15 protein-coding genes are annotated in these 17,243 nt (G+C 40.0%); 5 read left to right on the top strand and 10 right to left on the bottom strand.

The genetic code is table 11. The features are described 5' to 3' along the window. The first annotated feature begins 123 nt into the window (after positions 1 to 123). Complete coding sequence (locus tag ACFI34_RS01545) at positions 124 to 1,476, top strand: hypothetical protein (protein ID WP_462672152.1); 1,353 nt, start codon at positions 124 to 126, stop codon at positions 1,474 to 1,476. A 46-nt stretch (positions 1,477 to 1,522) separates the two neighbouring features. On the opposite strand, the gene ACFI34_RS01540 is transcribed toward ACFI34_RS01545, so the two are convergent. From ACFI34_RS01540 to ACFI34_RS01505, 8 genes are all read right to left on the bottom strand, one after another. Then, positions 1,523 to 1,774: a hypothetical protein gene (locus ACFI34_RS01540; protein ID WP_008126398.1), complete on the bottom strand. Its 252-nt coding sequence runs from the start codon at positions 1,772 to 1,774 to the stop codon at positions 1,523 to 1,525. 19 nt (positions 1,775 to 1,793) lie between these two features. After that, positions 1,794 to 2,630, bottom strand: coding sequence for a peptidoglycan binding protein CsiV (locus ACFI34_RS01535; protein WP_462672151.1), 837 nt, complete (start codon positions 2,628 to 2,630; stop codon positions 1,794 to 1,796). Next, positions 2,630 to 6,103, bottom strand: a complete 3,474-nt coding sequence (gene mfd, locus ACFI34_RS01530; RefSeq protein ID WP_462672150.1) for a transcription-repair coupling factor — start codon at positions 6,101 to 6,103, stop codon at positions 2,630 to 2,632. The genes ACFI34_RS01535 and mfd overlap by 1 nt, the downstream gene beginning before the upstream one ends. A 49-nt stretch (positions 6,104 to 6,152) precedes the next feature. Beyond that, positions 6,153 to 7,046 carry a carbon-nitrogen hydrolase gene (locus ACFI34_RS01525; protein WP_039037893.1) on the bottom strand — a complete coding sequence of 298 codons (894 nt, stop codon included), beginning with the start codon at positions 7,044 to 7,046 and terminating at the stop codon, positions 6,153 to 6,155. Then, complete coding sequence (locus ACFI34_RS01520; protein WP_462672149.1) at positions 7,043 to 8,098, bottom strand: agmatine deiminase family protein; 1,056 nt, start codon at positions 8,096 to 8,098, stop codon at positions 7,043 to 7,045. Before ACFI34_RS01520 ends, ACFI34_RS01525 begins: the two co-directional genes overlap by 4 nt. Positions 8,099 to 8,204: 106 nt before the next feature. Then, positions 8,205 to 8,810 carry a PilZ domain-containing protein gene (locus ACFI34_RS01515; protein WP_462672148.1) on the bottom strand — a complete coding sequence of 202 codons (606 nt, stop codon included), beginning with the start codon at positions 8,808 to 8,810 and terminating at the stop codon, positions 8,205 to 8,207. Positions 8,811 to 8,977: 167 nt separating this feature from the next. Next, the gene (locus ACFI34_RS01510; protein ID WP_462672147.1) at positions 8,978 to 9,739 is read right to left on the bottom strand and encodes a haloacid dehalogenase type II; all 762 of its coding nucleotides are present in this window, start codon (positions 9,737 to 9,739) and stop codon (positions 8,978 to 8,980) included. Beyond that, positions 9,739 to 10,389 carry a peroxiredoxin-like family protein gene (locus ACFI34_RS01505; RefSeq protein WP_462672146.1) on the bottom strand — a complete coding sequence of 217 codons (651 nt, stop codon included), beginning with the start codon at positions 10,387 to 10,389 and terminating at the stop codon, positions 9,739 to 9,741. The genes ACFI34_RS01510 and ACFI34_RS01505 overlap by 1 nt, the downstream gene beginning before the upstream one ends. Positions 10,390 to 10,512: 123 nt before the next feature. Between ACFI34_RS01505 and ACFI34_RS01500 the strand changes: the two genes are divergently transcribed. Continuing rightward, positions 10,513 to 11,400 (top strand): LysR family transcriptional regulator, encoded by an 888-nt coding sequence (locus tag ACFI34_RS01500; protein ID WP_462672145.1) that lies wholly within the window; start codon positions 10,513 to 10,515, stop codon positions 11,398 to 11,400. Here the strand turns inward: ACFI34_RS01500 and ACFI34_RS01495 are convergent. Further along, positions 11,380 to 11,895 (bottom strand): DUF2937 family protein, encoded by a 516-nt coding sequence (locus tag ACFI34_RS01495; RefSeq protein ID WP_462672144.1) that lies wholly within the window; start codon positions 11,893 to 11,895, stop codon positions 11,380 to 11,382. The two genes, ACFI34_RS01500 and ACFI34_RS01495, sit on opposite strands and share 21 nt — an antisense overlap. Positions 11,896 to 12,015: 120 nt before the next feature. On the opposite strand from ACFI34_RS01495, the gene ACFI34_RS01490 reads away from it, so the two are divergent. Genes ACFI34_RS01490 through ACFI34_RS01480 form a run of 3 tightly spaced genes read left to right on the top strand, consistent with a single transcriptional unit; the run spans position 12,016 to position 16,706 of the window. Next, complete coding sequence (locus ACFI34_RS01490; RefSeq protein WP_462672143.1) at positions 12,016 to 12,588, top strand: RNA polymerase sigma factor; 573 nt, start codon at positions 12,016 to 12,018, stop codon at positions 12,586 to 12,588. Then, positions 12,585 to 13,661, top strand: coding sequence for a FecR family protein (locus ACFI34_RS01485; protein WP_462672142.1), 1,077 nt, complete (start codon positions 12,585 to 12,587; stop codon positions 13,659 to 13,661). The genes ACFI34_RS01490 and ACFI34_RS01485 overlap by 4 nt, the downstream gene beginning before the upstream one ends. Positions 13,662 to 13,670: 9 nt before the next feature. Continuing rightward, positions 13,671 to 16,706 carry a TonB-dependent receptor plug domain-containing protein gene (locus ACFI34_RS01480; RefSeq protein ID WP_462672141.1) on the top strand — a complete coding sequence of 1,012 codons (3,036 nt, stop codon included), beginning with the start codon at positions 13,671 to 13,673 and terminating at the stop codon, positions 16,704 to 16,706. Between the two features lie 88 nt (positions 16,707 to 16,794). On the opposite strand, the gene ACFI34_RS01475 is transcribed toward ACFI34_RS01480, so the two are convergent. Beyond that, on the bottom strand, positions 16,795 to 17,190 hold the full coding sequence (locus tag ACFI34_RS01475; RefSeq protein WP_462672140.1) for an ExbD/TolR family protein: 396 nt from the start codon (positions 17,188 to 17,190) through the stop codon (positions 16,795 to 16,797). Positions 17,191 to 17,243: the final 53 nt, after the last annotated feature.

Raw genomic sequence — 17,243 nt, 5'->3', positions numbered from 1 at the left:
ATACTTTAACCAGTGTTTAAATTAAATATTTAAACGAGTAAGGCTCCGTGTTTACGGGGCCTTTTTTATTGAACAAATTACTGGAGGCAAGTAAACTAAAACGAATAGAAAAAGGAGAGTTGATTGTTAAAACAAGACGAAAATTTATCTTTTGTCATTGAGCCCGAGTTAAATGCGCGTTCAGAGCAGCGTATTGATCTGTACTTTTCTATTCCTAACGAAATGGGAATAAACCCCAAAACGCTGAGCGAAGAATCTTACTTCAACAATCAGTTTAAATCTCACTTAGCTTACAACGCTAACAATATTCACTTGCCATTAGTACGAAGCCGTTTTGTAAGTAAAAACAAAGGCGAACAGCAAGACTACAGGCAAAATCTAAACTTATTTTGTTACCAAGTGCGTTTAGCGCTCGATGCTGATATTAAGGATGCGCTTAAGTTAAGTGAGGCAGAAGAGTTTTATAATCGTGCAAATGAATTACATGAGCAAAGTGAAGGCCTATTAAAAAAGTTACGCCGTTATACGCCCGATGATGAAAAGTTACTGCCGTTTTATACAAACGCAGATAACTACCTGAGTTGGCACGTTGAGCAATCATTTTTAAAATTACTAGATGAAGGCCCGCGCAGTAGCGATTTTGCTAAAGAGCGGAACGACCTTTTACAGTTTTGTAAAAGCGAAAACGTGTACAGAGCAGATAAAAATTACAACTCTGAAACCACACTACAAGATGCCAACCGCATCACAAATAAAATGCGTTTGTTACAACGTTTAATTGAGCATGGAGTAATACTTCAGCGCAATACTCGCTTTTTAAATAGTTACCTAAAGCGCTTAGTAAAAGGCACGGTGACTGCAGTTATAATGGCGTTTGTTATGTTAGTTATCCTTAACGCACGTTCAAGTTTTACAGAGGTCACAGCGACTCTTATTTTGATACTGGGTGTAATTTATGGTTTGCGTGAAATTTTTAAAGAAGATATCACCCGTGTAATTTGGCGCGCAATAGTTCAAGGGCGGCCCAAATGGCGATTTACCTTTAAAAATAGTATCACTAAAGACAAAATAGCGAGCCAATTTATTTGGCTAGAATACACGCGTTTTAAAAAAATCCCCAAAGAAGTTCAGACCATTTTTTCAAAACGTCGCCAGCAAAACAAACAGGCTGCGCAATGGCTGCACTTTGCGAGTGAAACGCGCGTGTCGGCAAAAGAGTTTTTACCTGGATACGATACGTTGCAGCAAACACTGCAATTTAACCTAGCGCCATTTGCCCGTTATTTAAAACGTGGTGAAGGTAAGCTTTACCATTTAGATAGCAATAAAATATCAAAACAAGCCGTTGAGCGACGTTATCAATTAAATATGGTACTGGTACACACAGAAGGTGATAAAACACTTTATCAGCGTTATAAAATCACCTTAAATCGCAGCAAAATAGTTAACATTGAGCTCATTTATTCTAAAAAATAAAAAGGGGGGATAGACCACAGTCTATCCCCCTTTTTTATACACGACTTTATTGAGTTAAGCCGTGCTTACTGTATAAAGTCACTTTGTCTGAAACGAGTGTAATCTCTATATTTTTAGACTCGTCGCCCCACACACAGTTAGTATGAAGTGTTTTTTCTACGCAGTTGTCAGCGCTCCCTAATACTGCCTCTACTTCAGCTTTATCCATACCAATCTTAATTTTTTCGTAGTTTTCTACTGTTACTTTAGAGCATGCTGCAAGGCTTAGTGTAGCTGCAATAATTAGGAGTTTTTTCATTGTTGTATCCTACTTAGTATTAATGTTTAAATTTTCTAATTTGGACAATCATGCCCATACGAGGGTGATCAAAGTAATGAATTTCACCACTTATTACACGTTTAAATTGTGAAAACCGTGACGACTCTACATCACCATTTTGAAGTTTTTGGCTAATATCAAAATCTGCAGTGATAAATAAATAATGACGCAAATGAATTTTAAATAATCCTTCTAATTCCCATTTACTAGTTGATTCATCGGGGTCGTTAAATAAGCTAGGCTGCGGCTCTAATAAACTAACAAAGTCTGGATTTGAATAGCGCGGCACATCAAAAACGCGTGTTTTGATAAGCTCACCGGCAAATAAGTGCATGCTTGGCGCACGTGATTTACTTTTTGCTTCAAAGCGCCATCCAGTATGTAAAATAGGCGTTAGGCCTTTACGGTCTAGTTGATCAAACTGCGTTTTAAATTGTAACTGCTCTGGGGCAAGTAAGTAGGGTTGCTCCATGGTATCAAGTGCCGGTGCCACAGGTGTAACAGGCAATGTATCGTAACTTTGAACATAGTCGGTGCTTGCATCGCAAACACCCGAGCGTGGATTGTCGTTAACGAGCGAATCAGTAAATGAGCGCTTTTGAAAACGTGTATCGCCATCAATACAGGCTTGCATGGCTTGCTCGGTATAAAGTGGCGTTAATAAATCAAGCGTGTTTTTATCTTCAATAGCCTCGTGTTTTAAACTAAAGTCTTCTTGTAAATAGGGGGCTGGGCGCTGTTTAAATATCAGCACCTCAGCTTCAAACCAACGCTCTGCAACTGCAGTGCTGCTAAATAAGCAACATAAAACTACCAGCGATTTTTTTAGCAACATTAATGGCTAACCTTTTTTTCGAAATCTGCAATCATAGCAGTGACCATTTTTAAGCGTTCGCGGGCATTTGCCTCACTAATCGCGAAGCGCAATTTATTTGCGCCTTCCATTTTATAAATATGCGGTGCACTTTGTATCAGCCCAATAATGAAGCTAGGATTAACCTTGGTATTTTGGCTAAATTCAAAGTAGCCGCCTTTAGGGTTTGCCTCTATTTTTGTTATCCCTAAATTACTGGCTTGCATTTTAAGTTGTTGCAAACTAAATAAGTTTTTAGCTGCATCAGGTAATAAACCAAATCGGTCTATTAGTTCCACCTGTAACTCATCAATGTCGCCTAGGTTAGCACAACTAGCTACACGCTTGTACATACCTAATCGTGCATTTACATCATGTATATAATCATCAGGCAGTAATGCAGGCAGTTTTAAGTCAACTTCGGTTTGTTTTTGTAATAGGTTTTCAAGAGTGGGTTCTTTACCTTCACGTAGTGCGTTTACTGCTTGCTCAAGCATCTCCATATACAAGCTAAAGCCAATAGTTTGCATTTGCCCAGATTGATCGTCACCCAATAATTCACCTGCACCACGAATTTCTAAATCGTGTGTAGCAAGTGCAAAACCAGCACCTAAATCTTCCAATGATTCAATTGCTTGTAGACGTTTGATGGCATCTTTTGATAATGCTTTAGGGTCGCCTGTGAGCAAATAGGCATATGCCTGATGGTGGCTTCGACCTACACGACCACGCAATTGGTGTAATTGTGCTAAGCCTAGTTTGTCGGCTCTATCCATAATAATGGTATTTGCTGTGGGTACGTCAATACCGGTTTCGATAATGGTTGTACACACAATTACATTGTATTTTTGGTGATAAAACTGGGTCATTATTTGCTCAAGCTCTTGCTCGCGCATTTGCCCATGAGCGGTAATTACATTTGCTTCAGGTACCCATTCACTTAATTCTTGCGCCACGCGTTCAATTGTTTCAACGTTATTGTGCAAAAAGTACACTTGGCCACCACGTTTAATTTCACGCAAAATAGCTTCGCGAATAAGTTCTTCATCACGTTGGCGAACAAATGTTTTAACCGCCAAGCGTTTGGCCGGTGGTGTAGCAATAATAGATAAGTCTCGCATGCCACTCATTGCCATATTAAGCGTTCGAGGAATAGGTGTTGCGGTAAGCGTTAAAATATCGACATCTGCACGTAGCGCTTTAATTTTTTCTTTTTGGCGTACCCCAAATCGATGCTCTTCATCTACGATTAGTAGCCCTAAATCGTTAAATTTAATGTCTTGCTGAATAAGTTTGTGGGTACCAATGACAATGTCTAGTTTGCCATTCGCCATATTTTCTAGCGTGTCTTTTTGCTCTTTGGTTGAGTTAAAACGAGAAAGCACACCCACTTCGATAGGAAAGTCAGCAAAACGGTCTTTAAAGTTTTCATAGTGTTGCTGCGCAAGCAGGGTAGTGGGCACTAAAATAGCAACTTGTTTACCATCGTTAACAGCAACAAAAGCTGCACGCATAGCGACCTCGGTTTTACCAAAACCTACATCACCACACACTAAACGATCCATCGCTTGTTTTGATTGCATGTCGCCTAATACAGCTTCAATTGCATTACGCTGGTCGTCGGTTTCTTCAAACGGAAAGCTTTCACTAAACTGGCGATAGGCTTGTCCGTCTAAGGTAAATTTATTGCCTGGTTTAGCTTGGCGCTGTGCGTATATATCAAGTAACTCAGCGGCTACATCACGAACTTTTTCTGCAGCACGTTTTTTTGCTTTTTCCCATGCATCAGAGCCGAGCTTATGCAGCGGTGCACTGCTTTCTTCACCGCCTGAGTAACGGCTGAGCATATGCAGGGCTGATACAGGCACGTATAACTTAGATTCACCCGCGTAAATTATGGTCACAAACTCTGTAATTACACCTGCCGCATCAATAGTTTGTAAACCTTGATAGCGGCCAACACCGTGGTCAAGATGCACAACAGGCTGACCTTCTTTGAGCTCAGCTAAATTACGAATAAGGGCGTCTTGGCTTGCTTCGTATTTATGTTTACGGCGTCTGCGCTGCGATACTTTAATGCCTAGCAGCTCTTGTTCGGTAATAATCGATAAAGTAGGTTTAGAGCCAAGTACAACACTTTGTTCAAGCGGGCTAACAATTAAGCCTACATCACTATCGCTTTGGGTAAATTGTTCAAAGGTATCAAACTCTTTAAACTTTAAACCGCTGGGTTTTAATATATTGAGTAAAGATTCACGTCGACCATCAGACTCAACGCTCAGTAATATGCGGCTTTTTTTCTTCTTTTGTGCTGTAACGTAATCTAAAAACGCCGCATAGGGCTCGTGTTGTTTATGATCTATTCTTATTGCTGGTAATTCACTAACCGATAAATTTTTATTTCCTGCTTTCGTGCCCAGTTTCGCAAGCGATAGGCGAATACGTGCAAATTGCCCCAAGTTAGAAAACAGCTCGTCAATTGGCTGATATAACGCATTGGGTTCAAGTAGTGGGCGCAAAGGGTCCACTTTACGGTTTTCATAGCGGACATTAACATCGTGCCAAAAATTATCCGCGGCGTGTTCTAAATCGCCTAACTGCATAACGGTTGTGTTATCAGGCAGGTAGTCAAAAATAGTGGCTAGGCTTTCAAAAAATAACGGCATGTAGTATTCAATACCAGCAGGCCAATTTCCTTTACTAACTTGCATGTAAACAGAGTCTTGCTCTGAACTTGCACCAAACTTTTCACGGTAACCAATTCTGAAACGCTCAATATCTGCCTCATTAGTTGGAAATTCGTGTGCGGGCAGTAATTCAATTTTATCTACTTTTTCATCAGAGCGCTGCGTTTCCACATCAAACAAGCGAATCGTATCAAGTTCGTCATCAAAAAAGTCGAGCCTAAATGGATGCGGGCTACCCATAGGGTATAAATCGACGATTGAGCCACGAATTGCGTACTCACCATGTTCCATCACTTGTTGTACGTTTAGGTAACCTGCTTGCTCTAGATTTTGTCTAAAATTATGAGTGTCGAGCTTATCGCCTACTTTAAAGTTTATTGTCGAACCATAAATAAACGAGGCAGGCGCGGTGCGCAGCATCAGCGTAGACACAGGCACGATTAATACGCTTTGTTGTTCTTTTTTTAGGGTATTTAATGTGGCTAAGCGCGCAGAAATAATATCTTGATGAGGAGAAAAATGATCGTACGGCAAGGTTTCCCAATCAGGAAATACCATTACCGGATTATTAGGTAATAAATAGTCTAGCTCTGTTTCAAGGCGCAGCGCGCTGGGTGTGTCGGGTGTAACAATTAATACTAAGTTCTCTTGCTGTTTAACACCTTCGGCAATGGCAATACTTAAACCACTTCCGCTTAGCTGCCCCCACTGAATTTTATCTTTTTGAGATTTTACCCAAGGCAAGGCTGCCCATTGCTCAAACGCCATTTATTACTCCATTTGATTGGCTCTTATAAGCTAAGAGCCATTCTTTTAGTTAGTCGCGGTATATTTTTGTAAGGTCGCTGTAATGATCAATTCGGCGATCACGCAAAAACGGCCAGATACGTCTTACGTTTTCTGAGCGTTTTTGATCAACTTCTACCACTAATATTTGTTCATCGATGTTGTTAGCTTGCGCTAAAAACTCACCCTGAGGGCCGGCAATAAAAGAGTTACCCCAAAATTGAATACCGCTGCTATGTCCGCTTGGGTCGCTCTCGTGGCCAACACGATTACAGCTAATCACCGGTACTCCATTTGCGACCGCATGGGCTCGTTGACTAATAACCCATGCATCTTTTTGACGTGTTTGCTCATTTTGGTCGTCATTGGGATCCCAGCCAATAGCGGTTGGGTAAATTAATAGCTCAGCACCAGCCATAGCCATTAAACGCGCGGCTTCTGGAAACCACTGATCCCAGCATACCAACACACCTAATTTACCTACCGATGTTTGAATAGGCTCAAAGCCTAAGTCGCCTGGGGTGAAGTAAAACTTTTCGTAAAAACCAGGGTCATCAGGTATGTGCATTTTGCGATATTTACCTGCAATACTACCGTCTTTTTCAAGCACCACTGCAGTATTATGGTACAAGCCTGTTGCGCGCTTCTCAAACAGTGACGCCACAATAACAATATTGAGCTCTTTAGCGAGTTCACCTAAAGTATTACTGCTTGGCCCAGGTATGGTTTCTGCCAGGTCAAATACATCAACGTCTTCGGTTTGGCAAAAATAAAGGCTGCGATGAAGCTCTTGTAAAACAACAAGCTGAGCCCCTTTTTGAGCGGCTTCACGAATGGCTTTTATTGATTTAGCCATATTTTCATCAGCGTTATCGTTGTTGCTTTGTTGCACTAAGGCAACAGTTAATTTTGCAGGGCTTGTCATTGTGCTGCTCCAGCTAAAAATCCACGCGGTAATTGCATTGTAATACAGTGAAGGCTACCAAATTGCTCAATTATAGGCTGACAATTCACGCCAATAATAGTGTGCTGCGGATACGCAATTTGAACCTGTGCTAATGCACGGTCGTCGTTTACATCGTTGTATGTAGGCACAAGCACTGCATTGTTAATAATTAAATAATTGGCATAGGTTGCAGGTAAGCGTGAATTTTCATCGTCATACGCTGCCTTAGGCCACGGTAGTTCAACTAAAGTATATGGGGTGTTACCTGCCGTTTTAAAGCTTTTTAATTGGTTTTCCATTGCTTTTAGTGCGGCGAAATGCTCGTCATTTTCATCATCACATTGTACGTATACAAGCGTATTGTTTGGTGCAAATCGTACTAGCGTGTCTATGTGGCTGTCGGTATCGTCGCCGGCTAAATAACCATGATCAACCCATAAAAAATCGGTGGCCCCTAAATGCGTCTTTAATAAGGTTTCTATGTCTTGGCTCGATAAATCAGGGTTACGGTTTTTGTTAAGCAAACATTCGCTTGTTGTTAGCAATACGCCGTGCTCGTTTATTTCAATACCGCCACCCTCAAGCACCATATCTAGGGCTTGGTAATCATTGTTTGCATGGCTTAACTGTTCAACAACTGCTTTATTAATTTGGTTGTCGAGTGTGCTTTCAAATTTGTTGCCCCAGCCGTTAAACGTAAAGTCATAGACCTTTAATTTGGTTTCATCATTGATATTTGCACACGTTAGTGGGCCATGATCGCGCGCCCAGGTGTCATTAGTGGGTGTTACAACAAAATGAACCCGTTCTAAATTAATACAGGCATGGGTTAGTAGTGCAGTAATATGTGTTTTTAAGGCTTGGTCATGAGCAACAACAACTAACGATTGGTAGTGTGTTATATGCTTTGCAAGCTCAACATAGACAGGCTCAACACGGGCTAAATTATCAGCCCAATCGGTATGTTTATGTGGCCAAGTAAGCATAACAGCGTCTTGCTCGGCCCATTCAGGTAAAAGTCTAAAGTTCATGGCATTTTTATACAAATAGATATACTGCTAGTTTAGCAGTTGTGCCACTTCCAAGTCACTTGAAAAATCAGTTTGCTTTATTAAGTTAAATTGGCTGCAAATACAATCATTCAGTGGCTGAATCGTCAGATGTTTGTTCTAGTTCTTGGCGTTTTTTTAGTTGGCGCGTTTGCGCGTGTAAACTTGCTCTGACTATTAATTCTTGATCAGTGTTTCTGATAGATGTAAAAAGCACAGTATATTGGTAGTGGTCGTTATCTTGTTTTTCTATGGCAACCACTTCTGTGTAGCAGTAAACAGCCGATGCCTCATGATGCAAAAAAAGTTTTGTCCTAAACGATTGGCCAATAGAATACACATCAGACGATGTAAATTTTATACCGCCGCCGCCATAGCTATCGCAGTGAATTGCATTCTCCTGCGCTTGCTCAGAGGCTAAAATGTGGCTCATAATTAAATCTATTTTTCGCGATTGCGCTTGTAAAAACGCGGCAAGCTCTTGCGCTACATCGCCTAAGTTTCGAAGTGGGCGTAATGAGCTTTGTTCAAGTTCACTGACTTCGTTAGCTAATCTAAAAAGAGGCGGAATATCATCATCAAGTGCTAGCTGAGATTTAGGTACTTGCTCATTGGGTACAGCAAACAAATTAACCCTAATGCTCTCGTTTATTTGAAAATACTCTTCAAATTCGCTTAATCTTTGACTATTCATAATTATCTCCACGACGTGTTATTTTAAATAGTAGCGTTGTGAGGGGTAAATTGCTAGCAGTTAAAATCGCTAAATACTTTGTTTATACGTGGTTTTTAGTAATAAAAAAGCGGTCAAACTCTTCCTGAGAATGGCCGCTTGGGTATTGATTTTATAATGTGCGCTCGTTATTTAAGTAGGGCGGCTAATTCATGTAAATCTTTCACAACATTATCCGGTTTTTTTGCAAGCGGATATAACGCTTTCCCTGGGCGTGCAATAAAGGTTGTTTGTAAGCCCGCTTGTTTAGCACCCGCTACATCCCAACCATGTGCAGCAATCATCATAGCCTCGTTCGGTGCGACGTTTAACTTTTTAAGTACCCATTCGTAGGCACGTAAATCAGGTTTATATATTTTTATATCTTCAATGCTGTAACGCGCGTCAAAATATGACAACAAACCTGCATTTTCAAATTGAGTTTTAACCCCTTTATTTGATGAATTAGTTAAGCTTACTAACTTATAGCCCTGCGCTTTCAGTTTTGCCAGTCCATCTTTCACATCGCTATGTGGAGGTAATGATAAAAGCGGCGTAACAATGGCTGTTTTAGCTTGCTCGTTGGTAATATTAATATTGTTATTTTTTGCGACCATAGCAAGTGACGCTACACCAATTTGGCCAAAGTCATGGTAATCACCGGCTACTGTATCTACCAGCGAGTTGTGTAACATGGTTGAAAACCACAAAGGCAGTAAATCTTCTCTGCCACCCAACGCTTTACCTATTGAGGTGCGCATACTGGTTAGGTCGAGCAAGGTTTCGTTTACATCAAAAATAAGTACTTTTGGCTTGTCTTTACTTTCTTCTGCATTCACTGAGCTTGTTAATAAGCTAGCAGCTAAAGTAAAGGTTAGTGTGAGTAATTTTAATGATCTTAGTAAAGGCATTATTTATTTTCTCCATCTAATACCGCCATCACATCGCTTGGCTCTGCACGCAATGTGTAATCTTCGTTTAAGAACGCGTATGTAATGACGCCATTTTGGTTAATTACATAGGTTGCAGGAAGTGGTAGCTGGTAAGTTTTGTCGCCGTAGGTTTGTTCAAAATCAATCCCAAAGCCGGTATATAACTCTTGAATACGTTTATCGAGTGTGAACAACAAGCCAAATTGCTGTGCAACCTTATTACCAACATCTGAGAGCACATCAAACTCTAGCTCATTTTTTTGTGAGGTTGTTAAAGTGTGGTCTGGCAGCTGGGGAGATATGGCGACTAACTGAGCACTTTTGGTTTTAAACTGTGGTAAATAATTGTTTAGTGCTTTTAACTCTAAATTACAATAAGGGCACCATACGCCACGGTAAAAACTAATAATTACCGGGCCTTTTTTTAATAAATCTACCAATTCTACATTTTTGCCTAGCTGGTTTGCCAAGATAAAATTTTCTACCTTATCGCCTACCTGTAGGGCATTATTTTTTATGTGCTGAGCAATTAATTCTTCGTTCGTTGTATTCATTAATGCTAAGACGTCTGCGGGTAAATTAGCTTCTTTTTGAACATTAAACGCATCTATTTGTGCTTTTAAACTCATGTTTTAGTCTCATCAATTATTAAATTGAATAAAAGTATATGGTTTTAAATACTTAAATAAACATTGCAAAACTGAAAGCTTAATTCGAAAATATCAAACATTGAAAAGACACTGTGGTTTTTTATGTACAGTTTAAGTGACCTAGAAACGTTTATTGCCGTGGTTGAAAATAAAGGGGTGTTGGCAGCTGCTCGTGAACAGCGTTTATCACCTGCAACGGTGAGTCACCGCTTAAGTAAATTAGAGCGGGAGCTCGCTACTGTGCTTGTGTTTAGAGACAGCAGAAGCGTGCGTTTATCCCCAGCGGGAGAAATATTCTATACCCGTATAGGTGCCATTATTGAAGCATTACGCGATGCAGAGCACAGTATTGGCGCACGTAGTTCATCGGTAAGTGGATTATTAAGAGTCACCATGCCACCTTGGGTTTTTTCTAAATATGTAATGCCTAGGCTTAATGAATTTGAGCACGCTTTTCCAGATTTAAAACTAGACTTTTTAATAACCGATCAGTTTGTAAACGTGGTTGATGATGCACAAGATGTGGCTATTCGTGTAGGGCAGTTAAATGATTCAGGATTGCTTTCGCGTAAAATAGTTAATAACAGTCGTGTATTGTGTGCCGCACCCAGTTACATAAAAAAGCATTCAATGCCAACCACCATTACTGAGTTGGAAAAACATTTTTGGGTCTGTCTGCCATGGCAACGCCAATTAAAGCTTTATGATGCCCAACAAAAAATTCACACCTTTAATGCACAAACACGTTTTACTATTTCAAACTCCGACAATATGACACAAGCTGCCATTGCGGGTCATGGCATTGCTATAAAGTCTAGGCTTGCAATAAATGATGAACTTAAAAATGGCGCATTAGTAGAGGTAATGCCTAACGTATTGGCACAAAGCGATGCCCCTGTATGGTTTCTAAGGCCACAAAATAGTTTAACAACCCGAAAAACAGAGGTGTTTTTTGATTTTATGAAATCGTTATTCGCACGCACCAACTAATCGATGGTAAGTGCGCTTAATCAAAGCCATTAGCAAAAAACCTGTAAGCTCTGCAATAAACGCAATGATTATTGCGGCAATAATTGCTGCTGTAATTGAGTCTGTTTTTAAAATTATTTGCCCTTCAAAACGTTGCCATACTTGCTGTTTTATAGTGTGTAGATCGCTGCTAAGTGTGAACAGATAAGGCGAGCTTGAAAACTCATCCACAGCCCTTGCCAAAGTTTGCTGGCGCTGACTAATAGTTTGAATATGACTGGCGCCTTTACCGACAATTTCATCGCCTAAATTTTCATAGTGCTTTATTAGTTTATTTAAATCGTTATTAAAGTATTTTTTGGCGTCATTTTGAAAAGGCGCAATTGCACTATTTGCCTCAACTAATTGCGCGTTTAATGCTTGGCCAAAATCACTTACAAATGCAGGTATTTGCACGCCTAAAAGCAGCCCGCAAGCAAAAAAACTCAGTCGGATGTAGTCTAAAATTTTACCCATTAATTCTCCTAATAAAAAAATATGACATTTATACAACTAAAAATTTACATTTAACTAGTTTTTTATATTCAAAACTCGTAATCTTACGCTAACAATAATAACAACAGGTGTTTACCAAGCATGACCAAAAAGAATAAATTTGCGTCAACATTTGTTGATATTTCAAGCCAACTTAAACGCTTTGTTTCTCGAATTGTACAGCCCGATGATGTAGACGACATTGTGCAAGAAACATTTATTAAAAGCTACGAGGCTGATTTAAAACAAGATATTCAATATACCCGTAGTTACATGTTAAAAACCGCTAAACATTTAGCATTAAACCATGTTGCTAAGTGGGACAACAAATTTAATGATTCGCTAGACGACGATAGTGAATTACCTGTGTTGCTAAAGTCAATGCAGCTCGAAGACGAATACACGTCGAAAGAACGTTTTTTACTGTTTTGTAAAGCAACAGAGCAATTAAGTCCATCAACCCGTAAATGTTTTATACTAAAAAAAGTATATGGCATGAGCCAAAAAGAGATCGCAAGCGAGATGCAGCTTAGTCAGAGTACTGTTGAAAAACACATTGCTAAAGGGTTATTAAAAACCATGCTTTATATGCGCGAACACGATCAAAGCCACGTGGCGAAAACTAATAACGACAATTCTCTTCATCCGTTAACAGTAAAGAGGGTTGCAAAATGAGTAATGTTCATCAATTTACTTCAAAAGATTTAATATTAGAAACAGCATGTAACTGGATCAGTGCCATTGACCGCGGCTTATCAAAAGATGAAAAAGAGCAGTTTACACTGTGGATGATGCAAAGTAACGCCCACCAAGATGCGGTTTACGAGCTGGCCCATTTATGGGATGAACTATCTGTTTTAAACGAGCTTAGTCATTTATTTCCTCATCGTAATAGTAAGCAACCGAAAAAAAAATGGCTGGTTACAACGTCTATCGCAGCCAGTTTATTTGCAGCACTTATGGTGTGTAGTTATTTATTAATTAATTTAGAAAACGGTTACAGCCAACAGTTAGCAAAAGTTAATTACACTAAAATTTATAAAACTAAAGTTGGCGAGCAAGCAACTTACGCATTACCCGACGGCACTATTGTGCAATTAAATACAAATAGTTTATTAGAAGTCGCTTACAGCAAAGGCCGTAGACAACTATTGCTCAATAGAGGTGAAGGTCGTTTTAACGTTGCTAAAGATGCATCTCGCCCATTTAGTGTAATGGCTGGCAATAAAAGTTTTACAGCATTGGGTACTGTGTTTAATGTTCAGCGCAATACATCTTCAGACTTAGAGCTGGTGGTAACTGAGGGCAAAGTAATGATCACCGATCCGAGTGTGGCGGTGGATGCCAGTGACTTTAAAGCCTATCAATTAGCTGATAAAAACGCAGAAAAAATACGCCAAATTAATGCCAGTATTGTTACATCTGGCGAAAAGGCCGTTATAGAAAAAAGCATCACTAAGCCAATAACCCAACTTTCTATTGATGATGTTGAACGTGATTTAGCTTGGCAAAATGGCATGCTTGTTTTTAACGGTGAATCGCTTAGCGACGCTTTAAATGAAGTGAGCCGTTATACTTCAACACGTTTTAAATTATCGTCTGAAAAACTTGCGTCTATAAAAGTAGCCGGTGTGTTTAAAGCTGGTGATGTGACTGGTTTGCTAGAAAGTTTACACACTAACTTTTCTATTAACCATGAACGCCAAGGTAAACACACAGTAACGCTTACGCAAAATACAAAATCATAAGAAGCAGCTATGCAAATCAGACATATGTTAGATAAAGTTGCATCTTTAAATCCTGCACGTAAAAAAAAGATTAAAAAAAAGAAACAAAACCATAGAGGATTTTTGTTTGCCAGCTGTTTATATACAGTGCGCAGTAGCCAATTGCATTTATTGAGTGGTTTATGTGTGTTTGCACCCGCTATGTTTAGCCTAAGTGTGCAAGCCGCAAGTCAAACTACCGGGCAAATGGTGCAATTTGATATAAAAGCGCAGCGAGCAGACAAAGCCTTAATTGAATTTGCTAAACAAACCAAGCAAACCGTGGTGTTTTCATACGAGTTAGCTAAAGAATATGAAGCGAATTCTGTCTATGGATTTTATACCCAACTAGATGCGCTGGAGGCATTGCTAGTGGGGACTGAGCTCGATGCGGTTGTTGATCAAAATGGATTACTGAGTATAAAACTCAAACAAATCAACAGGAATGATAACAACATGATGAAGCTTTCAGCAGTCAGTGCAGCAGTATTACCGGCATTACTGGCGGTAAATTCTCAAGGTGTAAATGCAGCAGAAGACGTTGCTCAAGAAAAAATCGAAAAAATTGCAATTGTTGGTAGCCGGGTAGCAGGACGTTCGGTTGAAGATTTACCCGTTCCGGTCGATATTTTAAGTGCTGAAGCACTTGAAAATACAGGCCAGACTGAAGTGGGTCGTATGCTACAAGCAATTGCGCCTTCATTTAATTTTTCAAGTTCATCTATTAGCGACGGTACCGATGCATTAAGACCTGCAACGTTACGTGGTTTAGGTCCCGATCAAACATTGGTGTTGATCAACGGTAAACGTCGTCATCAAGCTAGTATTATCCATATTAATACATCGGTTGGTCGTGGTACTGCCGGTACCGATATGAATGCTATACCGGCATCTGCTATTAAGCGCATTGAAGTACTTCGCGATGGTGCGGCTGCTCAATATGGGTCTGATGCAATTGCTGGTGTTATCAACATTGTATTAAAAGATGGTAGTGAAGGTGGCAAAGCAGCCATTAACTACGGTGAATACTCTGAAGGTGACGGCGAAACAGTTAACGTTGACTTCAATAAAGGGTTTGCACTGGGTGACAATGGTTATTTAAATACAACGATTAACTACCGTGACCGTGCACCAACTAATCGTGCGGGTTTGCATGGTTCGTGTCAGTTTTACGGCTGTGAAGAACTCAGCGATGGGACTTTACTGGCAGGTGATCCGCGTGAATTAACAGCCGATCGTAATACATTTAGAATTGGTGATGCTGATTCGCAACAGTTTGGTTTAACAGTAAATACGGGTTATGAACTAGGCGATGGCGAATTATATGGGTTTATCACATACTCAACGCGCGATAACGAATCGGCCGCGTTTTTCCGTCACAATGCTAATGCGGGTGGCAACCCGGTATTACAAGATGGCGACGCAACAATTCCACTTGGCTTTTTACCAAAAATAAATACCACCATTGATGATATTTCTTACAACTTTGGTTACAAAACAGAGTTTGATAACGACTCAAGCCTTGATTTATCGTACACGTACGGTGAAAACAGTATCGACTACACAACGAGCGATACAATTAACGCGTCATACGCTAACTTTTTACGTTACGAACAGGGCCTAAGCGCGGCTGACATTCGTGCGACTATCCCGCGTGAAGCGTATGCTTATGGCATGGAATTGTCTCTGCAAACAATTAATTTAGATTTCACTCAAAACTTTGACGATTACTCGCTAGCAATGGGCGCAGAAATGCGTACCGACGAGTACCGTATTTTAGCAGGTAATGAGTATGCTTATCGTGACTACGATACAAATAACGGCGTAAGTATTTACAGCGGTTTAAGCGGCGGTGTTGGCAGCGAAAATGCTTCTGGTGGCACGCAAGGCTTTGGTGGTTCGTCACCTGCATCTTCAGTAGATGAGTCACGCGATGTAATTTCGTTTTACTTAGACGCTGAAGCATATGTTATTGAAGACGTTATTTTATCGGGCGCACTTCGTTACGATAACTACAAAGGCTTTGGTGATACGGTTAACTTTAAGTTAGCAGGTAACTGGGCAATTACAGACGATATTTCATTACGTGGCGCATTAAGCTCAGGCTTTAGAGCACCATCTATGCAACAGCTTTACTTTAACAACATTAGTACACAGTTTGTTGTAGGTCCAAATGGCACATTAGTAGCCGAAGAAGTGGGCACGTTTAGAAACGACTCAACACTGGCGCAAAGTTTAGGTATTCCAAAACTTAAAGAAGAAAAGTCTCAAAACCGTAGCTTAGGTATTGTGTATAACGTTACAGACAGCATTAACGTAACGGTAGATTACTACTCAATCGATATTGATGACCGAATTGTTATTAGTAACCGTTTAGGTAAAGGGCTTTCTACTAGTTTAGACGCAGCGCTTGTTAGCTCTGGTGCGGGTGCAGGCCAGTTTTTCTTAAACGGTGCAGACACAGAAACCAGCGGTATAGATTTTGTTGCAACCTACAACACTGAAGGATTTGGTGGCACACTTGATTTTACCCTTGCTGCAAACTTTACAGAAACTGAAGTTGTTTCGTTATTTACACCATCAGGTTCTGGTCTTGAAACTGTGCCAGTTGAAAGCGTGTTTTCAGATCAAGAAATTTCGATTATTGAAGAATGGCAACCAGAAGATCGTATTAACTTAAGTGCGCTTTATCAAAACGAAGACTGGACAATTAACCTGTCGCTTAATCGTTTTGGTGAATACACAGTTGAAGACGGTGGCCGTCAAACATACGGTGCCGAAATACTAACAGACGTAAAAGTTAATTACTTCATTAACGAAAACCTATCTGTGAATGTGGGCGCTAATAACTTGTTTGATGTATACCCAGACAAAAATGAAATTGGCAACTCCCGAACAGGCACAATTGTAGATGCTAACGGTAATACTGTTGTAAGTAGTAATGGTGTGTTTGAATACTCTCGTCGTTCAGCACCTTTTGGCTTTAACGGCGCATACTACTATGTAGGTGCAGAGTACCGCTTTTAATAAATAACTCTCCCTTTCGTTATTTAACTCAAAGGGCCGCAAGGCCCTTTTTTTGGTTTTATATTTAACACTGATTAGCTAACAGGCTTTAATCAGATACCAAGCTAATCGCGTAGTTATCATACTCTTTAATGTTATTCATCACAGTCATCAGCGTATTGTGTTTACTGTTTTCATCTGCTTTTATGAGCACAGAACTTATTTCATATTTAGCTGCAAACATGGCTAAGTTGTTCGACACTTGCTCCAAGTCAATTAACCTCCCTGAAAAGTAAACGCCATTATTTGCATCAATACTGAAAACTGCATTTTTACTTTGTTTTTCGATACTTGGTTTGTCTAATGGGCGATTTAATTCAATGGCGACGGGTTTAACAAATGAGGTAGTAACGATAAAAAATATGAGCAGTATGAACACAATATCAAGCATTGGGGTCATGTCTACGTCGGCGTTACTTTGCAGTTTAGCTGTTTTATTTTTCATATTGGACCTTACTATTTTAATTAAAGCTGCGGCGCCACAGCGAGGTTTTTAGG

The organism is Pseudoalteromonas sp. PSi26, assembly GCF_054960575.1.
This window is presented reverse-complemented; position numbering and strand designations above follow the sequence as displayed.